We start from the raw sequence: 16,757 nt of genomic DNA on the forward strand, positions 1-16,757 counted from the left end.
GGGGTTGGGCCAACAGCCCGGTTGTCCACATCCTGTCCACCCCGCGTGGACAAAGAGTGAACACGGCGGTAGCCAAGGCATGATCTGGCCTACGGCCGGGTCACGGGTGAGGCTGGAACCACCGCTGACACCGGTTGGAGGCCACCGTGCACCACCCCCCGCCCACCATCGGATTCCCCACAGAGTCGAGCGCCCACGAACGCCGCACCCTGCTCACACCCCATCTGGCCCGTACCCTCACCGCCGCTGGGTTCCGCGTCCTCGCTGAACCGGGCCTCGGCACCGGGATCGGCCAGGACGACACCGCGCTGCCTCAGGTGGAGTTCCGCCCGGCCGAGCAGGTGTGGGCCGCCTCGCTGATCCTGCGTTACAAGCCCGGCCCACCTGCCGACCTGGACCGCCTCGCACCCGGCCAGGCCATCGGTGCGATCTTCCACGCCGAGGGCGACCCGACCATGCTCGCCGCCCTGACCCGCCAAGGAGTCACCGCGTTCAGCTACGAGTTCCTCCGCGAGCACGAGCGCCACCCCCTGGCTGTCGCGGGCGGGCAGATCGCCGGGACCCAGGCCGTCCTGGCCGGAGCCCACACCCTCCAGCATCCGCTCGGACGCGGCATCCTGCTGGGCGCGATGCCGGGCGCGGAACCGGCCCGTGTGGTGATCATCGGCAGCGGCAACGTCGGCTCCTCCGCCGCCACCACCGCCGCATCCCTGGGCGCCCACGTCACCGTCCTGACCAGCACCGCCCACAGCGCCACCGCCTACGCCCACCGTGCCCCCGCCGGGGTAGCCGTGGAGGTCAACAGCCCCGACCGGCTCGCCGAGTTGCTGAGGACCACGGACTTGGTCATCGGTGCCATCCTCATCTCCACCCACACCACCCCCGCCATGATCACCCGCGCCCACCTGGCCACTATGCGCCCCGGCTCGGTGATCGTGGACGCCACCTGCGGGTACGGGACCGGCTACCTACCCACAGCCGGACCCGCCCAAGAGGCGGGGGAGCCGCCCCGGCTGGTGGACGGAGTACTGCACCTCAAGCACGACGCCCTGCCCCAGCTCGTTCCGCACACCGCTTCGCACGCCTACGCCCACGCCGCAGCTCCCTACCTTGCCCGGCTGGCCCGCTACGTCCTGGCAGGTGCCGACGACCCGGCGGTGGCGAGCGCGATGATCGCCCGCCAGGGAGCGCTGGTGCACCCGGTGGTGCGCGAGCACGCCGACCTGTACACCACCGGGCTGGCGGCGTGAGCGCCCCGGCCGACAAGGTGGTGAGTTCCTACCGTGACCGGGCTGCCTGGGCTCGTGCCGAATCCTGCCCCACCACACCTCACTTGCTCCCCCGGGCTCTGGCCGACATCACCGCAGTGGTGGAGTTCCCGGCCGGGCCGGGCTACTTTCTCACTCACTACGCCCACGCCGGGGTGCGTCTCCACCTGATCGACGCGAGCTGGCCCATGCTCACCGCTGCCACTCACCACGCCCGCGAGGCCGGCGTGGCCGAGCTCGCGATCGGGTGCCATTACTTGGAACACCTTCCCGAACTGGTCGGGGAGGAACTGGTGGTGGTGCCTAACGCGGCGCTCAACCAGCTCGCCGCGCAGACACCGTTGCCCGATGTCCTGGCTCGCCTGCGCGAGGCCGTGAAGCCCGGCACCCGCCTGCTTCTGCAGTACGTGGCGGCCAGCGCAGGGCCGGGGAGCGGATTCTACGACCCTGCTTTGCCGGATGGTCGCACGATCCTGGACCACACCTTCACCGCCCCCGGCAACCAGCAGGTGACCCGCCGCCACTCGCAGCACCACACCGCCGACCGGCGCCAGGCCCGCATCGAATTCACCTACACCGTCTCGGGCCACGAGGAGCGCACTTCCCATGTACACCTCGCCCTGCCCGCCTCCGGGGAGGTCGAGACGGCCCTCGCCCACACCGGGTGGGTCACCACCCACACCCACGACGGCGCTGGATTCCGCGAGGTTCTCGCTACCGCTGGAGATAGCTGATGAGTGCTCCGCGCACGGTGTTGGACGCCGTTCCCTACTGGGACACCTACTACGGCAACACCTTCCGCTTCGGGCAGGCCACCGAGCACATCCTTGACTTGCTGAGCCAGGTACCGCCCGTACCCACCTGGACGGACCTGGGGGCCGGATCGGAGAGCCTGCTGTGGGCCACCGCCCTGGACACCCGCGACCTGACCGCCGTCGACACCGACCCCGACCGGCTCGCCACCCTGGCGGTATTCGCCCGCACCAGCCGCCCTCGGGGGGTCCACCAGGTAGCGCTGGCCTTGTGCGGCCGCGGCCCCGAGCACTTCACCGACCGGTGCCGATCCCTGACCGCCACCCTGGTCGCCGACTGTCTGTCCCCCGGTCGGCTCCCGACTTGGGCGCTTCGTGCAGATCTGCTCACCCAGTTCGGGCTCCTGGGTCTGTGCCGCGACCCCCTTCACTTCACCGACACCTTCGTTCGCCTGCACGCCCACCTGCCCGAGAACGGGTGGGCAGTCGGTGCTAACTGGGTCGCCGCTGACTCCACCGGACGGGTCCACCTCACCCACCAGACCTACCGGCACGCCGCTCGCCGTGCGGGCCTGCACCTGCTTCACCTCGACAGGATTCCGAGCACCGACCCGCAGTTCCCTCTCGTCTGGACCTACCTCGCCCGGAGGATGCCACGATGAACCAGCTCACCGATCCGAACCCCGGCCTGTACTTCGCCCCCACCGGTATCGCGCACCTGACCGGCACCAACACCGACCTGGTCCGTGCCGCCGCCCGTGGCCGCGCCCGGCTGAGGGTGACCACCGCCGCCCAGCTCAACGGCCACCCCCACCTGGGCACGGTCACCACGATCATGGCGGTCTTCGCCCTGACCGCTCGCATGGCTGATGAGCTCGGTCTGCCCGCCACGATCGTCTTCGACAGCTTGGAGAACGCCCCAGCCGAGCACGTCACCATCGACGGCCGCCATTACACCCGTACCGTCGGAGACCTCATCGACAACGGTGCCCTCGACGGAGTCGAGAGGGCGTCCGGGTTCCGTCGGCTGCTGGCCTGGGCCTCGGCCCGCAGCGCCATCGCCTGGCAGGAACGTCCCTACGCCACCTACCAGGAACTCGCTCCGGTCCGCGCGTGCTTGCACACCATCGCCTCTCGCCAGGGCGAGTTCGCGCCCGTACTCGCCCCTACGGACGGGCGCATCCGCATCCGGCCCCGCTGCCCCCAGTGTCGGTTGATGGACAAAGACGCCCACGACCTCACGATCACCGCGACTGATGGTGCGGTCCTGCTCGACTCCGCCTGCCCCCACCACGGCCCCTACCGGGAAACCATCCATCTCACCAGTACCAGCGGCTGGTGCGACGCCAACACCCCAGTGAGGTCCGTGCAGAAGGTCGCGCTGCTGGCCGCTGAACGCGACCTCTACAACGCGTGCTCGGTGTCCATCGACGGTCCCGACTGGGGCGGGGCCTGGTTCGCTCACGTCATCGCACCCGCCCTGGCCCTGCTCGGCGTGCCCGTCGACCAGTGGCCGGTCAGCGTGTTCACCCCCATGGTGCTCGACCGCACCGGCGGCAAGCTCTCCAAGAGCCTGTACGTGAAGTACGGGCGCGAGTACGCCGACCTGCCCCCGGCCTTCCTCGACCTGGATCTGCTGCTGGACACCTATGGTGAGGACGCACTCGAAGCGCTGTGGCAGGAAGCCACCCGCTGGGCGGCCGACACGCGGAGGCTTCACCGCTCCTACACCGTCGACTACCTCGCCGCCCTCATTCCGGGTGCCCCGATCGGAGAAGCTGCATGATCTGCCTGGCTATCGACCTGAGCCACTGCACCACACCCGCCCCCTCTCCCCAGGAGATCGGAGAGGCCATGCACGCCACGGCAAAACGACTCGGAGTGCGGGTACTGCTTGACGCCCCCGCCCAGTACCCCGACCACGGCATCACCTACATGATGGCGCTGGCCGAATCCCACTTGGTCGTGTCCACGTGGCCCGAACATCACGTGGTCCAGATCGACCTTGTCTCCTGCCGTGCCGACACCGCACCCGAAACAGCGATAGAGCCGCTGCTGGCCTTGTTCGGCCCCGAACACACCATCATCCGACGCATCCCGCGATGGGACCCGAGCCCACTGCCCGTGGCTGCCTGAGAGGCTCACGAGGGGCCCGGTCAGTGCTGGCGCAACTGCCAGCTTGACCTGATCTGTTCCCCTCCTGCGTCTGTGGCCTCGCTGCTAGCCTCCGTGCTCTCCCACTCTGAGAAGGGACGTCTATGAAGCCGCTACCAGAGCGCCCGCTGACCCTGACCGAAATCCAGGATTACGTGGCGGAAATGGAGGTCGAGAGGGGGTTCTCCGACAGCACCTTGCTTGAGCAGACCCTGAAGTTGGCGGAGGAGATCGGAGAGGTCTGCAAGGCCGTGCGCAAACAGGCCGCGCTCAGTGTGGACCCCACCAGCACGGTCGGTGGTCTGGGTGAGGAACTGGCCGACGTACTGATCTACCTCGCCGCGATCGCGAACCGAAGCGGCATCGACCTCAGCCAGGCGCTGCGCGACAAGGAAGCGGTGAACGAGAATCGCACCTGGGCCTAAGGGAGCCGCCTGCACTGCCCTAGAAGGTCAGGCCTGACCAGACCGGCGGGCTTCGTATGCCTCCAGGATCTCCGGGGTGTTCAGCGGGGAGGGTACCCAGGTCGCCTCGACCTCGGTCTCGCCCCGCTGGATCTTGATCTCCTCCTCGGTGAGGTACTCCTCCGGGATGTCGAACTCGCCGTCGCGGGCGCCCAGGACGAAAGCCTCCCACTCCTCGGGGGTGAAGAAGAGCGTGCCCTTCTCCGGGGACCTGCCGTCACGCACCGCACGGAACCCGTCGTCGAACTCGGCGACCTCGACGATCGCCTCGGAGTCCGGGTTGGACAAGGAGGAGCGCATCCACACCGCGTGCGTGGTGTCGTGCCACTTCTCATTTCCCATGGCCTCGGGCGGGAGTTTTTGGCTGGTGTTGGCCACCATGAGCCTCCTTGTGTCGTCGTCTGAGCGGGGTAGCCTTGCCGAGTGCACATGCACCGGCCCCCGCCAACTCACCTGGCGGGGGCCGGTTTTGGGTGCTCTATCGGCGGACAGCCTCGACGAACGCCTTCCACTCAGGAGAGGACGCTTCCAGGTGGCCCAGGTGGCGGTTCTGCGTGTCTCGCACAGCGGCACCCTGCTCGGTGGCGCAAGCCTCCACGCAGTGGCCGCCGTTGCCGTTGCTGTACGACGACTTGTTCCACTGATCGGTCATCATGTGATGCTGCCTCGAATCTCTTCCATACGGGCCCTGGACGCGGGTGCCGGTAGAGCAGAGCTCCTCAGCTCCGCGAATATCCGGTCGTAGCTTGCCACAGCCTCGGGTTGCTTGAGTGACACACCCGTCTCTTGACTCTCGATATAGACGAACGTGCCGGAATCAGGTACTTCCATCAGCGTAAACGACCCGCCCAGACCCGCATGTCCCTCAGTGGCGATGGGAACGATCTGGATCTTGATACGTGGGCGGTAGGACAGGTTGATCAGGTGGTCGATCTGGGCCTGCATCACCTTCGGGTCCTCGAACCGCCGCAGCAGCACGACCTCGTCCAACAGGACCGTGATGGTAGGTGGATGGACGCGGTCGATGAGCTTTTGTCGGTTCTTCCTCGTGTTGATGATCTGGTCGATTACCTCGGTAGTAGCCTCCGGGTTCGACAACTCGCTGATGGCTCGCACGTACTCCTCCACCTGGTAAAGCCCAGGGCCCCGGAGTTCTCGCGGTTTAGATCCATACAGGCCGAGTTCGTCTGATGCCGTGTAGGTCGAGGACTTTGTCCTTGCCTGTGTGGGCTCTGCGCCCGGACTGTGTGTTCTTCCACCCCGCGGCGCTCAGCGCCTGGCGGACGATGTCGGTCAAGCAACCCAACACGACCGGGGCCGCCCCGGTGCGGGTGCGCCGGGCGTCTTCGTTGAAGGTCACGTCCCGCACGTAGTGCACCCGGTTCTCCACCGTCCAATGACCGCGAGCGTGGGCCGCCAGTTCCGCGGGCGAGACCTGGTGGGCGTCCAGGTCGGTGACGGCGAAGACCACCTCGCGGCTGCCCTGGGCCTTGCCGTGCTCGCGGCGGTGGCGCTCGATGCGCACCACCTGTCGGGCCCCGGGAAAGGCCAGGCCCGTCACGGCGGTGACCTTCACCGACCGGTGTTCTTCGCGTCCGTGGGCGTGGGTGGGGCCCTGACTGTGGGCCACCGGTATCTGTGACCAGGGCAGAGTGGACAGCTGGGAGTGCAGCCTGGGCCGGTTGCCCTTGACATAGATCAGGTAGTGGGCGCCGCGCTCAAGGAGGTAGGTGGCGTGGTCGGCCACGGTGTGCAGGGCATCGGCGGTGATGATCGCGCCCAGGAGCTCGGTGTCGTGGAGTTGGTCGAGCAGGGCGGTGAAGGCGCTGGTCTCACCCTTCTTGTTGCCCAGCTGGGTGCAGGCGGCCACGGCGGCGTCGTGGTGGCGGGCGGCGTGCAAGGACATCGAGATCGAAGCGCGGCCCTTGCGCGGTCGGGCGCCGCGCTGGGTCTTGCCGTCCACGGCGTAGGCGGTGTGGCGTAGCCGTGGGGGTGGCATCTGGCATTGGCGGGTGCGGTGGGACCGGCGGTGTTCGCGTTCGGGTGCCCCGCCGGGGGTGCGGGCCGCACTGTGGGGTGTGGGTGGTGGGCCGGTGCGGGTGTCCAGGGTGGCCAGGCCGGCCCGGGCGAGTTGGGCGGGGTCCAGGCGGGCGAGCACCTCGCGCAGGGTGCGCTCGTCGGGGATGTGAATCCGCCCTGTGAAAGGGCAGACGGGAAGCCCCAGGCGCAGGAGGATGGGTGGGGGTGCGTTGTGAGCCCATTCGGTGATGGCTGTGGTGGTGTTGTGGCCGGTGGTGGTCAGAGCGCACACGCTCAGGGCGAGCAAGGCGGTCAGGGGGTAGCGGCGGCCGCGTGGGTGGCGGGGGTCGTCGATGGTGGCCAGGTGGTCCATCAGGTCCGGGGTGAGCGGTTCGGCGGGATCGGTTGTGAGAACGCCTTGGGAGCGAGATGATGACACAGCGGGTGCGGAGCCTTGCGGATAGTGGTGTCTCGACAACTCCATGATCCTTCAGGCCCGTGCCCGTTTTTGCATGTCAGAACCCGGTTATGTCCTCACAGGCGGTGTAGATCCGGCGTTCGTTACTTCCCCGACAAACCGCGAGAACTCCGGGGCCCTGTGGTAAAGCCCAGGTACTAGCCCATGTGAGTACTCACGGATTTTCGTTGCTGTTTGCTCAGACTCAGCGACTTCCCGGAAGTACGCAGTCATGCCTTCGCCACTGAAGACCGCGTCCCATGCGTCCACGATGACCCCACGTGCGTTAACCGCAGTGTCAATGCGGAGCACTGGCTCCCGTTTTGTCCCTTTTTTCCCTCGCTCCAAATCGCTGATGGTGCTCTGCGACACGATTGCCGCAGACGCTAGCTCTTGCTGTGAGAGACCCGCCTGACCTCGGTATTTCCGGAGAAGGGCGCCGAATCGCTTCCTCGCGGCTTCTTCGTTACCACCAGAGTTCTGCATGTCATCACCTGATTACCTGGACTTACCGCAGGCCATAGAACCTTTACCGTTTTGAGTGGTAATCATAGACCGCACGGTCTCAGCCTTGGCAAGGTCTGTGGTGAAGGGGTCACAGCACGAAACAGAAAAGCCCCGGTGACCGAAACTGAGAGAGCGGTCGCCCGGGGCATGGCCCCACCCCGTCACGGCCGAGGTGAAGACGAATTGAAGTGTATCGCCCCCAAACCCGCCCACACCAGGTCCGATTGGAAAGCCCGCCACACTTTCCCCGGCACACCGAAGCACGTGGGAGAAGCCCGCACCTGGGTCAAGAGCACCCTCGCTAAGTGGGGAGTCGCTGAACCAGACCAGCTCACCCTCGTGGTCTCGGAGCTGGTCACCAACGCCATCACCCACACGCGCAGCGGCCACCCCGGTGAACAGTTCACCGTCCGCCTGGCCGTTCTCGGGGATCGGGTCCGCATCACCGTCCGCGACGCCGGACCGAAGCAAGGCCGAACCCTCACCCTCCGAACCCCCTCCCCCGAAGCGAAGCACGGCCGGGGTTTGCCCCTGGTGGACGCGCTCGCCCTGTGCTGGGGCTCCCTGAAGATCGGCACCGGCGTCTACGCCGAGGTGGCCCGGTGAGCGCTCTGGCCTTCTCAATGGTGCCTCTGGCCCAGGCCATGCCCCGGCCTACACCCCGAACCCACGCAGTGATGGCAGCGATGGAAAGCACCCTGCTCGATGTCGGCTACACACCCCACGTCGATCTGGGCGAGTGGTCCATCGATGCCCGCCTCTACCAGGACCGCCACTGGGAAAACGGCTATCCCGTCGGTCACACTCCGATCCACGCGGTGGCGTTGCGCCTACACCAACACCGCACTGACGAGCTGTGGTGGCTGGCCGAGTACCCCGCCCGCACCCCTGATGAATGGATCATGCCGCCCTCGGGGAACAGTTTGCGCCCTCTGGCCTTCCTCGGGGACGCCTCCCGCCCGGTGCACGCCCAAGACCTCGGGCTCGTGGACCACCTCATCGGCCGGCCAAAGCGCCGATGAGCCGCCGCATTGACCTGCGCCCCCAAATCACCAGGCGACGACAACGCTTCGTGGACCTGCGATGGAAGGCCGCAACCAGCGGTAGCGGGTTCGTCCTGACCCGAGAAGCCCGCCTGTGGGGTGCGATCTACATGCTGCTCCCGCTCAACGGCACGGCCCAGATCCTCTACTCCCTGGCCGAGGTCGAGCAGTACCTGGACCGGCACACCACCGTCACCCCCTGAACCGGTGGGCCGCCGACGCACCCTGCACCCGTCCGCTGAACGAGGTGGGGTTTCCAGCGGCCCACCACGCCCGGGGCCTGCCCGGCTCAGCAGGCCCCGGGCCCCAACACGTAGAAAGCCCCGGATGCTCTCCACCACACACACCCCGCAGCCCCGCGAGCTCGATCCCTTTCCGGTGTTCGCGGTGTTCGCGGGCATGGTCATGGCCCTATTCGCCCTGACCCTGGCCACCCCCACCGTGCTCGCCCACTCCACCACCTGGACGGCCGCCCTGCTCTGGGTCGGGCCGTGGGCCACCATCGTCCTGGCCTTGGCGTTGCTGTCCTGGTGGGTGGCCCGCCGCACCGGTGTTGGGGTCCGCGACGGGTACGGCATCGTCCCCCGCTGGGCCCGCTCGCCCCGCCATCTGGTCCGTACCGAGCACGCCCTGGACGCGGCCATCCTCGGCGGCCTGGCCCTGGCCGTCTACCTGATCCTCTACGCCTTCATCTGGCTGACAGGCCCCGGCCCTGCGGCCGGTGGGTGGTTGCCGGTGGTGCTGTTCACCCAGACCGCCACAGCCGTCATCAGCGAACTCGTCCTGTTGGGGGCCCTCGCCGCGCTGTTGAGCATCACCCGGATGAGCACACAGACCTTCGTGCTGATCTCCATGGGTGGCCGGATCGTGATCGCTGAACCCCACTGGCCCGCGATCGTGGCCGCCGGGGTGAGTGGTCTGCTCATCGCAGCCCTGTACGTGGGGTTTCGCCGCCTGACCCCCATCCTCGTCGGCCATGTCGCCGCTATCGCCGTGGTCACCCTGACCGGCGCCTGGGTTTCCTCCCTGACCTGACCTCCCCCGACCTGGAAAGGTTTCTTCGCTCCATGCCCCCCGCGACCTACATCTATGAGCAGCGCACCCGCATCCTCACTGACCCCGCCCGATATCTGGACGCGGCTGACACCCGAACCCTGACTGGGCACGCCAAGGCGACGCTGTCCCGGCTGACCGAAGAGGGCAGGTTCATCGCCCGCAAGACGGGGGCACGGTCGTTCTCCTACCAAACTGAATCGGTCCTCGCGTACTGCCGTGAGCAGGACCCCAACGTCACCCTGTTCGATGTGCTGGCCACAACCACAGGTGAACAGGTCACCGAGGACGAACTGGCCCGCGAGCTCGGCCGGGCCCGCTCCGGAACCTGGTGGACGCTGGCCCGCCGCGATCACGCACCTCCGGACTGGTCGAGTTGGCAGCACTGGTACCGGGGCGACACCGTCCAGGCCCAAACCGACTTGTACGAGAAGCGCGCCGAGTGGGCCCGCCAGCTCAAGGAACACCGGGCCCGCGGGCTCGTGCGCCGCACCTTGTGGGTGTCCGCGCAACCGTCCGGCATGTACGGGCAGTACTGTCTGACCCGCTACCGGAACGTAGCCGCTGCCGGGGGTTCGGTGCATGTGCTGCCTGCCTGGAAGATCGGGCACCTGGAACACCAGAGGATGCTGCCTGAACTCGAAGTGACCCCCGAGGCGGTGTACGTGCGCCGCTACACCCGGGTCGGGTCACGGGCCGGGGCTTTGCGGATCACCACCCCCGAGCTGGTGGCCTCGACCGGCACGTTCCTGGGGTGGGCCGACCGGCAGCACTCGGTCACGGTGAACTCCTTCGCCCAGTGGCACCGCCAGGGGGCGGCGTGAACCAGCCCCCGAACCCCACCCATTCTCCTGCGGCGGCTATTCCTGCCACTCCCTTTACTGCGCAGGTCGGGAACGTCAACGGCGGCAAGGTTCTCCAAGCACACGAGGCTGGGGACATCACCGTGGTCAACACCTACGTGCGCCCGCGCCCGATCCAATTGCCGGAGCTGCCCGCGCCTCATACCCGCCCTGAGCTGGAGCACCTGCGCGCCATCCTCCGGGAAGCCGACGTCGACCGGGGGCAGATCATCGTCCTGCACGGTCCCTCCGGCGCCGGGAAAACCCGCATCGCCGCGCACCTACTCCACCTACACCTCGACCGATTCACCGATGGTGTCTTGTTCGCCGACCTCCAAGGCTCGAACCCGAACGGACCGGCCGACCCGAACGAGGCCCTGGACTGTTTCCTGCGGGCGATCCACGTCGGCGCGGACGCCATCCCCGCCGGGTTCGCCGCCCGGTCTGCTGCCTGGCGGTCCTACACCTACGGGCGTGAGGTCGCGGTGCTGGTCGATGACGCCTTGTCCGCCGCGCAGGTGCACGCGCTGCTCCCGGGCCGGGGCCCGTTCCTGGTGGTCGTCACCGCCCGCACGCCTTTGGTGTCACTGAGCTGGGAGGGCGCCGACCACATCGAGATCCACCACCCCCGCACCTCATCGGATCAAGGAGCAGCCTCATGACTTCATCGGATCTGTCCCGCGAAGCACAGACCTTCCACCGTGCTGTCCGGCTCATCCCGGGCCCTACCTGGACGGCTGAGGCGGCGGCGGCCACCGCGGACCTACCTTCCTCGGAGGTGGAGGGGATGCTGCGCGAGCTGGTCGATGCCCGGCTCCTGACCTGCCCCACCCCGGGCCGGTACGCCCACGCCGACACGTCCCGGTCGGACATCCGACGCCAACGCGCCCAGCCCACCGCCGACCGGGATCAGGCGTTGACCCGCGCCCTGGAGTACTACCTGGGCGCGGCGGCCAGCGCTGACCGGGTTCTCAACCCCGGCAAGTGGCACCTGGCCCCCGTCTTCGACCGCACTCCGAGCAAGGAGTTCGCCTCCCGGGCCCTAGCCCTGGAGTGGTTGGAGGACGAGCTGGGGAATCTGCGGGCGTGCGTGCGGGTGGCCCACGACACCGGGCGTCACGCCCTGGTCTGGCAGTTCTGCGAAGCGCTACGAAACCTGTTCATGCTGCGCAAGCACTTCCAGATCTGGGAGGACACCCACACCCTGGGGTTGGCCTCGGCCGAAGCGATCGACAACAACGCCGCTCAGGCGCTGGTGCTCGGCGGGCTCGGGGCCCTGCGCCTGACCCGTGGGGACGCCGATCGTGCCCTCGAACTGCACACCACGTCGCTCGGTTTGTGGGAGAGGGCCCGACACCGCCTGGGCCAAGCAGCGGCCCTGGAAGCTGCGGGGGTGTGCGAACTGGCCCGAAACCGGCCCGGCAGGGCGCAGGCGCTCTTCGCTCACGCCTACGAAATCCACGAACTCCTCAACCGGCCGCGCGGGAAGGCCCTGCTGACCCGCCGCCTGGGGGAAGCGGCCCGCGATCTGGGAGAGCACGAGGACGCTCTGGGCCATCTCACCGAAGCCCTGGGGTTCTTCACCGAAGCCGAGGAGCCGTACATGCGGGCCCGCACCCTGGCAGGGGTGGCCACCACCCATCTGGCCGCCGGTGATCCGGGCCGGGCCGGGGAAGCAGCGGTACAGGCCCACCAGATTTCAGCGCGGATCGGCGCGGTCGCCGAGGAAGCCGGAGCGCTGGTGCTGCTCGCCGATGTCGCCCACCTCCAGGGCCGCCCCCGGGACGAGCGCGGGCTGTTGTCCCGGGCCTTGGAGTTGTACACCCGGCTGGGTTCGGTCGAGGCCGTGAAAGTGCGGGCCCGTCTGGCTGGCGGCGGTCCCGATGCTTCCGGCTGACCTCGACCTGATTCGGGAGGTGGCGCCCGAACGCGGCGACCACTCGCTGACCACCCGCGTGCACGCCTGAAGGCCTCTTCCTATCCGAACACGCCAACCAGCAAGGAGGCAGAGTGCCCCCCACTCTCACACCGTGGGCCACCCGTTCGTTTCACGACACCTACCTGGAGGTCCTCCACACCGTCACCACCAGCGCCGAGTACGACACCTCCTCCCGAGGCAACGACTCGGCCGAGCTGACCAACGTCTCCTTCCGGATCACCGACCCCCGCGACCGGCTCCCCTTCCTCAAACGGCGGCCGGTGAACATCGTCTACAACCTCGCCGAGACCCTGTGGTACGCGGCCGGACGCGATGACCTCGACATGATCGGCTACTACGCGCCCGGCATGGGCCACTACTCCGCCAACGGCAAGTCCCTGACCGGCACCGCCTACGGAACCAAGCTGTTCGCCCCGGACAGGCAAGGCGTGAGGCAGTGGGACCGGGTGCTCGACCTGTTGCGCGCCGACCCCGACACCAAACGCGCGGTCCTGGGCATCTACCGGCCCGAGGAACTCGCGATCACCGACAACCCCGACGTGTCGTGCACCGTCGCCGCGCAGTTCCTTCTCCGAGGCGGCCGGTTGCACCTGACCTGCTACATGCGCGGCAACGACGCCTACATGGGCATGGTGAGCGACGTTTTCGCGTTCACCTTCCTCCAGGAGCTGGCCGCCTGCCAGCTCGGTGTCGAGCTGGGGCACTACACCCACCACGTGGCGTCCATGCACGTCAACCACCGGGATGCCAAGAACGTGCGGCGGCTGCTGAACGAGGGCAACCAGGACGGGTATGTCCGGCCGACGTTCACCCCGCCGGAGATGCCTGCCGGAGACGTTGCCTCGGCGCTGGGCACCGTGCTGGAGCACGAGGAGTTGCTGCGTACCAACGAGGTCCAGCACACCCCCAAGTCTGTTTCGGAGACCGGTCTGCCCGAGTACTGGCAGCAGGTCCTGTTGTTGTTCGAGGCCTACCGGCAGATCAAGCACACCGACCAGTCGGTGAGCGCCGAACTCCTGGACCTGCTCGACCCCGGATACCAGTGGCTGGTGCGGCACCGATGGAAGAACCGGATGCCCCAGTTCGAGGAGAACACGTGAGCCCGGCAGGTGGGTGGGGCCGTTGGACGGTGGCCACCTGCAAACCCGACGCGACTCGCCGCGGGCTGGTCGAACCGATCTTGGGTTGGATCGGCGCCGAGGTCCGCCTGGTCGAGCGCCGCACGGTGTTTGTCACCGAGCGGCACATCTTTACCCACTACGCCGACATGCTCGCGCTCAACGACCGGTTCCCCTTCGACGTGGCCGCCGAGCTGCGCCGCAACTGGGTCGGCCAGACCATCACGGTCGCCTTGTTCCACGGAGACTCCGAGGGCACCCCTGAGCGGGTGCGCGGCCTGCTCGGCCACTACGACCCTGCCCGAGCCACACCGGACACCATCCGCGGCTACTACGGCGATGACTCGACTGAACGAGCCCGCGCCGAGGGGCGGTTCATCGACAACCTGATCCACACCAGCGACGACGGCGCAGGCGCCGAGCGAGAGTTCAACGTGTGGTTCGGCCCCGCGTTCGCGCACCTTCTCACCCCCCGAACAGAGGAGTTCTCACCGTGACGGTTACCCACCTGACCAACGGAACGACGATCCCTGTCGGCCCGAACCACCTGCGCGTGATGCCGGACGAGCAGCAGGCCGGCCTCGACCCGTACATGGCGCAGATCATCACCAACCGTAAGTCCGGGCTGTCGCTGAACCACATCATCGGCTGCCCGCTCGACTGCGGGTACTGCGTGCGCCACTTCTGGGGCAACTTCGAGCAGAAGATCCCCCAGCTCCTCGTCAGCACCGGGGAGGCAGTGGAGATGCTCGTCGGGCACGAGGCATTCCGGCCGCACTCGACACCGATTCAGCTGTTCAACAAGGCCACCGACCCCATGCTCCCGGGCGTGAAGCCACACACCTTCGCCGTCCTGGAGGAGCTGGACCGGCGCGGCCACACCAACCTGGTCCTGATCATCACCCGCTTCCACGTCAGCCAGAGCGACATGGAACGCTTCGAGGCCCTCGAACACGTGCGGGTGACGCTGCTGTTCACCTACTCGGGGATCGCCGACGCCCGTGTGGAGCCGATCGCCAAGTCCCGAACCACGGTGAAGTCGATCGAGACTGCCGCCGCGCACCGCAAGCGGACCGGGGTGATCCTGTACTGGCGGCCGATCGTGCCGGGCTGGAACGACTCCCCGGAAACCTTCACCCACGTGCTCGACGTCGCCGACCGCGCCCAGGTGGACGCGCTGGTCTTCACCGGCTACTACCACAAGGAGGACAACGCCGACTACCTACGCGAACTCGGCGTGGAGGTGCCCTACGGCGACGACTTCCAGCGCCGCAAGGTCCTGCCCGAGGACCTGGACGCAAGGGTGGTGGACGCCTGGCGTGAGCACGGCACCAACGTGCCCCTGTTCCGCAAGACCTCCTGCGGAGTCACCTACGCCCACAACGTGCCCGACTACAACGGGCACTGGGGAGTACCCGCGCTGTGCGACATCTGCCCGGCCAAGCAACGGAAGCTGTGCGCCGACGACCACCGGCCTCCCACCGAGGACGAGTTCCGGTCCGTCCTGGCCGAGCTGGACTATGACACCGACACCCCATTCCTGGTCGAGGACGGCCATGTCCTGACCCACGCTCTGGGCGAGCAGCGCCGGTACGCGATCCAGCACACTCTGCGTTACCAGATCTGGGAAGTCGACCACCCCCACCTTCCCCGTGCGCACGGTCGCACTCTGGCAGGGTACGTACTGAGCGAGGACGAGCAGCGCCGACTCAGCGAAGCGCGAGAGCGTCTCCAGGCAGCTGCCCTTCACGAAGACGATTAGAACCATCGGGGGAGCCACCATGCTCGACCAACCGTGGACCGGAGCCCCGCTGTGCGCCTTGGACTTGGAAGGCACCGGAGCGCAGGATCGCGAACGCGAGGCGATTCTTGAGGTCGCAACGGTTCCGATCATCGGTGGTTCCCCTGACATGGCCGTCGCCTACGAGAGCCTCGTCAACCCCGGGCGGCCGGTTCCTCAGCGGCGTTGGATCAGCCCCGGGTTGACCGACGACGTTCTTCGTCAAGCTCCGGACCCGAAGCTGGTGGGGACCGAACTCGACAAGCGCGTGTCCGGTCGGTACCTGGTCGGCCACAACGTCGCTGTGGACTGGCGGCTGATCCACCTGCACTACCCTGACCTGCGTCCGGTGGGGTTGATCGACACCCTGCGGCTAGCGCGCGCGACGCGCCTGGATGGTTCCAAGTCCCTCGGGGCTCTCCTGGGCCGCTTCGATCTTCGCTCCCGGGTAGATGAGTTGGTTCCCAGCGGCCGACCTCACCGAGCGCTGTGGGATGCCGTGGCTGCTGCTCTCCTACTTGCAGCCCTGATCGACTCTGGTGAACCCCCTGTGCGAAGCCTCAGGGAGCTGATCGGAGTCGCGGCCATCCCGCTCGACCCGGACCCGCACCCAGATTCTGACGAGCTCACGCTCTTCTAATCTGGTGGGGCTTCCCCGCACTCCTGAGATACGAGAAAAGGCCCCGCAGCAGAGCTGCGGGGCTTGGTTCTTTGGAAGATGAAATCAGATGGGAAATCCCGCTGTCAGATAAGAGGTAGGCGCTGGCGGGGGTTCGGGCGGAGGTGGCACAGGACCGATCCATGGTCCATCCGATAAGGCCAGATGGGAAACCCATATGGGAGGTGGAACTCGACCTCCAGCGAGGTCCATGGCGGCTCTGGTCTCAGGCCCCGGGATGCCATCGGCAGGGGACAGGGTGCGGGCGGACTGGAATTTCCGAACCGCATCGTAGGTGGCATTACCGAAGGCGCCATCGGCTCCCCACGCACCGACGGAGTAGCCGAGGTCGATGAGCTCGTGCTGTAGCTCACGAACCGCGCTGCCTTGGTCACCCCAGTACAGGGTGCGCCGGGCCCTGTACCGGTATCCCGCCAGTGACAGGGTGCCCGAGAGCCGGAAGTTCCGGAACGTCCAGTAGTTAAGGACCTCTTCGGAGTGCGCCGCGAACGCTCGGACCGCGAGATGGGTGGAAACCTGGCGCATTTCGATACGGAGCAGCTGATCCAGCTGAATACCCGACCCCACGAACTCATGCGGCAACAGCCCTGCGGCAAGGTCGCGAGGCTGAGCACGGACCTGGGCGAGCCCACCGGACGACTCACGGAAGACCAGCCCAGGCCCTCCTGAATCCACCGCCCAA

23 protein-coding genes are annotated in these 16,757 nt (G+C 67.5%); 17 read left to right on the top strand and 6 right to left on the bottom strand.

Annotation, left to right across the window (positions count from 1 at the left end; translation table 11 throughout):
* Window positions 1–146: 146 nt before the first annotated feature.
* The 6 genes from NE857_RS08985 to NE857_RS09010 all read left to right on the top strand — a co-directional run bounded on the left by NE857_RS08985 (window position 147) and on the right by NE857_RS09010 (window position 4,599).
* On the top strand, window positions 147–1,250 hold the full coding sequence (locus NE857_RS08985; RefSeq protein WP_254420557.1) for an NAD(P)-dependent oxidoreductase: 1,104 nt from the start codon (window positions 147–149) through the stop codon (window positions 1,248–1,250).
* Between the two features lie 83 nt (window positions 1,251–1,333).
* Window positions 1,334–2,002, top strand: coding sequence for a class I SAM-dependent methyltransferase (locus tag NE857_RS08990; RefSeq protein WP_254420558.1), 669 nt, complete (start codon window positions 1,334–1,336; stop codon window positions 2,000–2,002).
* A complete protein-coding gene (locus NE857_RS08995; protein ID WP_254420559.1) occupies window positions 2,002–2,682 on the top strand; it encodes a hypothetical protein in 681 nt (226 codons plus the stop codon). The genes NE857_RS08990 and NE857_RS08995 overlap by 1 nt, the downstream gene beginning before the upstream one ends.
* The gene (locus tag NE857_RS09000; protein WP_254420560.1) at window positions 2,679–3,806 is read left to right on the top strand and encodes a hypothetical protein; all 1,128 of its coding nucleotides are present in this window, start codon (window positions 2,679–2,681) and stop codon (window positions 3,804–3,806) included. Before NE857_RS08995 ends, NE857_RS09000 begins: the two co-directional genes overlap by 4 nt.
* Complete coding sequence (gene speD, locus NE857_RS09005; protein ID WP_254420561.1) at window positions 3,803–4,156, top strand: S-adenosylmethionine decarboxylase; 354 nt, start codon at window positions 3,803–3,805, stop codon at window positions 4,154–4,156. Before NE857_RS09000 ends, speD begins: the two co-directional genes overlap by 4 nt.
* Before the next feature lie 122 nt (window positions 4,157–4,278).
* The gene (locus NE857_RS09010) at window positions 4,279–4,599 is read left to right on the top strand and encodes a MazG nucleotide pyrophosphohydrolase domain-containing protein (RefSeq protein WP_254420562.1); all 321 of its coding nucleotides are present in this window, start codon (window positions 4,279–4,281) and stop codon (window positions 4,597–4,599) included.
* A gap of 27 nt (window positions 4,600–4,626) precedes the next feature.
* Here the strand turns inward: NE857_RS09010 and NE857_RS09015 are convergent, their stop codons facing one another.
* From NE857_RS09015 to NE857_RS09035, 5 genes are all read right to left on the bottom strand, one after another.
* Window positions 4,627–5,019, bottom strand: coding sequence for a DUF397 domain-containing protein (locus tag NE857_RS09015; RefSeq protein ID WP_254420563.1), 393 nt, complete (start codon window positions 5,017–5,019; stop codon window positions 4,627–4,629).
* Window positions 5,020–5,116: 97 nt separating this feature from the next.
* Window positions 5,117–5,293, bottom strand: a complete 177-nt coding sequence (locus tag NE857_RS09020) for a DUF397 domain-containing protein (protein WP_254420564.1) — start codon at window positions 5,291–5,293, stop codon at window positions 5,117–5,119.
* The gene (locus NE857_RS09025) at window positions 5,290–5,814 is read right to left on the bottom strand and encodes a DUF5753 domain-containing protein (RefSeq protein WP_301184350.1); all 525 of its coding nucleotides are present in this window, start codon (window positions 5,812–5,814) and stop codon (window positions 5,290–5,292) included. The genes NE857_RS09020 and NE857_RS09025 overlap by 4 nt, the downstream gene beginning before the upstream one ends.
* Entirely contained in the window at window positions 5,801–7,030 is a 1,230-nt protein-coding gene (locus NE857_RS09030; RefSeq protein WP_184371513.1) for an ISAs1 family transposase, read from the bottom strand. Before NE857_RS09030 ends, NE857_RS09025 begins: the two co-directional genes overlap by 14 nt.
* Before the next feature lie 153 nt (window positions 7,031–7,183).
* The gene (locus tag NE857_RS09035) at window positions 7,184–7,600 is read right to left on the bottom strand and encodes a helix-turn-helix domain-containing protein (RefSeq protein WP_254420566.1); all 417 of its coding nucleotides are present in this window, start codon (window positions 7,598–7,600) and stop codon (window positions 7,184–7,186) included.
* Between the two features lie 168 nt (window positions 7,601–7,768).
* Between NE857_RS09035 and NE857_RS09040 the strand changes: the two genes are divergently transcribed.
* From NE857_RS09040 to NE857_RS09090, 11 genes are all read left to right on the top strand, one after another.
* A complete protein-coding gene (locus NE857_RS09040) occupies window positions 7,769–8,227 on the top strand; it encodes an ATP-binding protein (protein WP_301184351.1) in 459 nt (152 codons plus the stop codon).
* Between the two features lie 71 nt (window positions 8,228–8,298).
* The gene (locus NE857_RS09045; RefSeq protein ID WP_254420568.1) at window positions 8,299–8,643 is read left to right on the top strand and encodes a hypothetical protein; all 345 of its coding nucleotides are present in this window, start codon (window positions 8,299–8,301) and stop codon (window positions 8,641–8,643) included.
* A complete protein-coding gene (locus NE857_RS09050) occupies window positions 8,640–8,867 on the top strand; it encodes a hypothetical protein (RefSeq protein ID WP_254420569.1) in 228 nt (75 codons plus the stop codon). Before NE857_RS09045 ends, NE857_RS09050 begins: the two co-directional genes overlap by 4 nt.
* A 124-nt stretch (window positions 8,868–8,991) precedes the next feature.
* On the top strand, window positions 8,992–9,699 hold the full coding sequence (locus NE857_RS09055; RefSeq protein ID WP_254420570.1) for a hypothetical protein: 708 nt from the start codon (window positions 8,992–8,994) through the stop codon (window positions 9,697–9,699).
* 32 nt (window positions 9,700–9,731) lie between these two features.
* A complete protein-coding gene (locus NE857_RS09060) occupies window positions 9,732–10,541 on the top strand; it encodes a DUF6879 family protein (protein WP_254420571.1) in 810 nt (269 codons plus the stop codon).
* Window positions 10,538–11,221, top strand: a complete 684-nt coding sequence (locus NE857_RS09065) for an AAA family ATPase (RefSeq protein ID WP_254420572.1) — start codon at window positions 10,538–10,540, stop codon at window positions 11,219–11,221. Before NE857_RS09060 ends, NE857_RS09065 begins: the two co-directional genes overlap by 4 nt.
* Window positions 11,218–12,456 carry a tetratricopeptide repeat protein gene (locus NE857_RS09070; RefSeq protein WP_254420573.1) on the top strand — a complete coding sequence of 413 codons (1,239 nt, stop codon included), beginning with the start codon at window positions 11,218–11,220 and terminating at the stop codon, window positions 12,454–12,456. The genes NE857_RS09065 and NE857_RS09070 overlap by 4 nt, the downstream gene beginning before the upstream one ends.
* Window positions 12,457–12,569: 113 nt before the next feature.
* Window positions 12,570–13,598 carry a thymidylate synthase gene (locus NE857_RS09075; protein WP_254420574.1) on the top strand — a complete coding sequence of 343 codons (1,029 nt, stop codon included), beginning with the start codon at window positions 12,570–12,572 and terminating at the stop codon, window positions 13,596–13,598.
* Entirely contained in the window at window positions 13,595–14,113 is a 519-nt protein-coding gene (locus NE857_RS09080; protein ID WP_254420575.1) for a nucleoside-diphosphate kinase, read from the top strand. The genes NE857_RS09075 and NE857_RS09080 overlap by 4 nt, the downstream gene beginning before the upstream one ends.
* Window positions 14,110–15,378, top strand: a complete 1,269-nt coding sequence (locus tag NE857_RS09085; protein WP_254420576.1) for a radical SAM family protein — start codon at window positions 14,110–14,112, stop codon at window positions 15,376–15,378. The genes NE857_RS09080 and NE857_RS09085 overlap by 4 nt, the downstream gene beginning before the upstream one ends.
* Window positions 15,379–15,397: 19 nt before the next feature.
* The gene (locus tag NE857_RS09090; protein ID WP_254420577.1) at window positions 15,398–16,036 is read left to right on the top strand and encodes a 3'-5' exonuclease; all 639 of its coding nucleotides are present in this window, start codon (window positions 15,398–15,400) and stop codon (window positions 16,034–16,036) included.
* 84 nt (window positions 16,037–16,120) lie between these two features.
* Here NE857_RS09090 and NE857_RS34470 read toward each other — a convergent pair whose 3' ends face one another.
* On the bottom strand, window positions 16,121–16,600 hold the full coding sequence (locus tag NE857_RS34470; protein ID WP_363319945.1) for a peptidoglycan-binding domain-containing protein: 480 nt from the start codon (window positions 16,598–16,600) through the stop codon (window positions 16,121–16,123).
* Window positions 16,601–16,757 lie beyond the last annotated feature (157 nt).

The organism is Nocardiopsis exhalans (genome assembly GCF_024134545.1).
Taxonomy (GTDB): Bacteria; Actinomycetota; Actinomycetes; order Streptosporangiales; family Streptosporangiaceae; genus Nocardiopsis; species Nocardiopsis exhalans.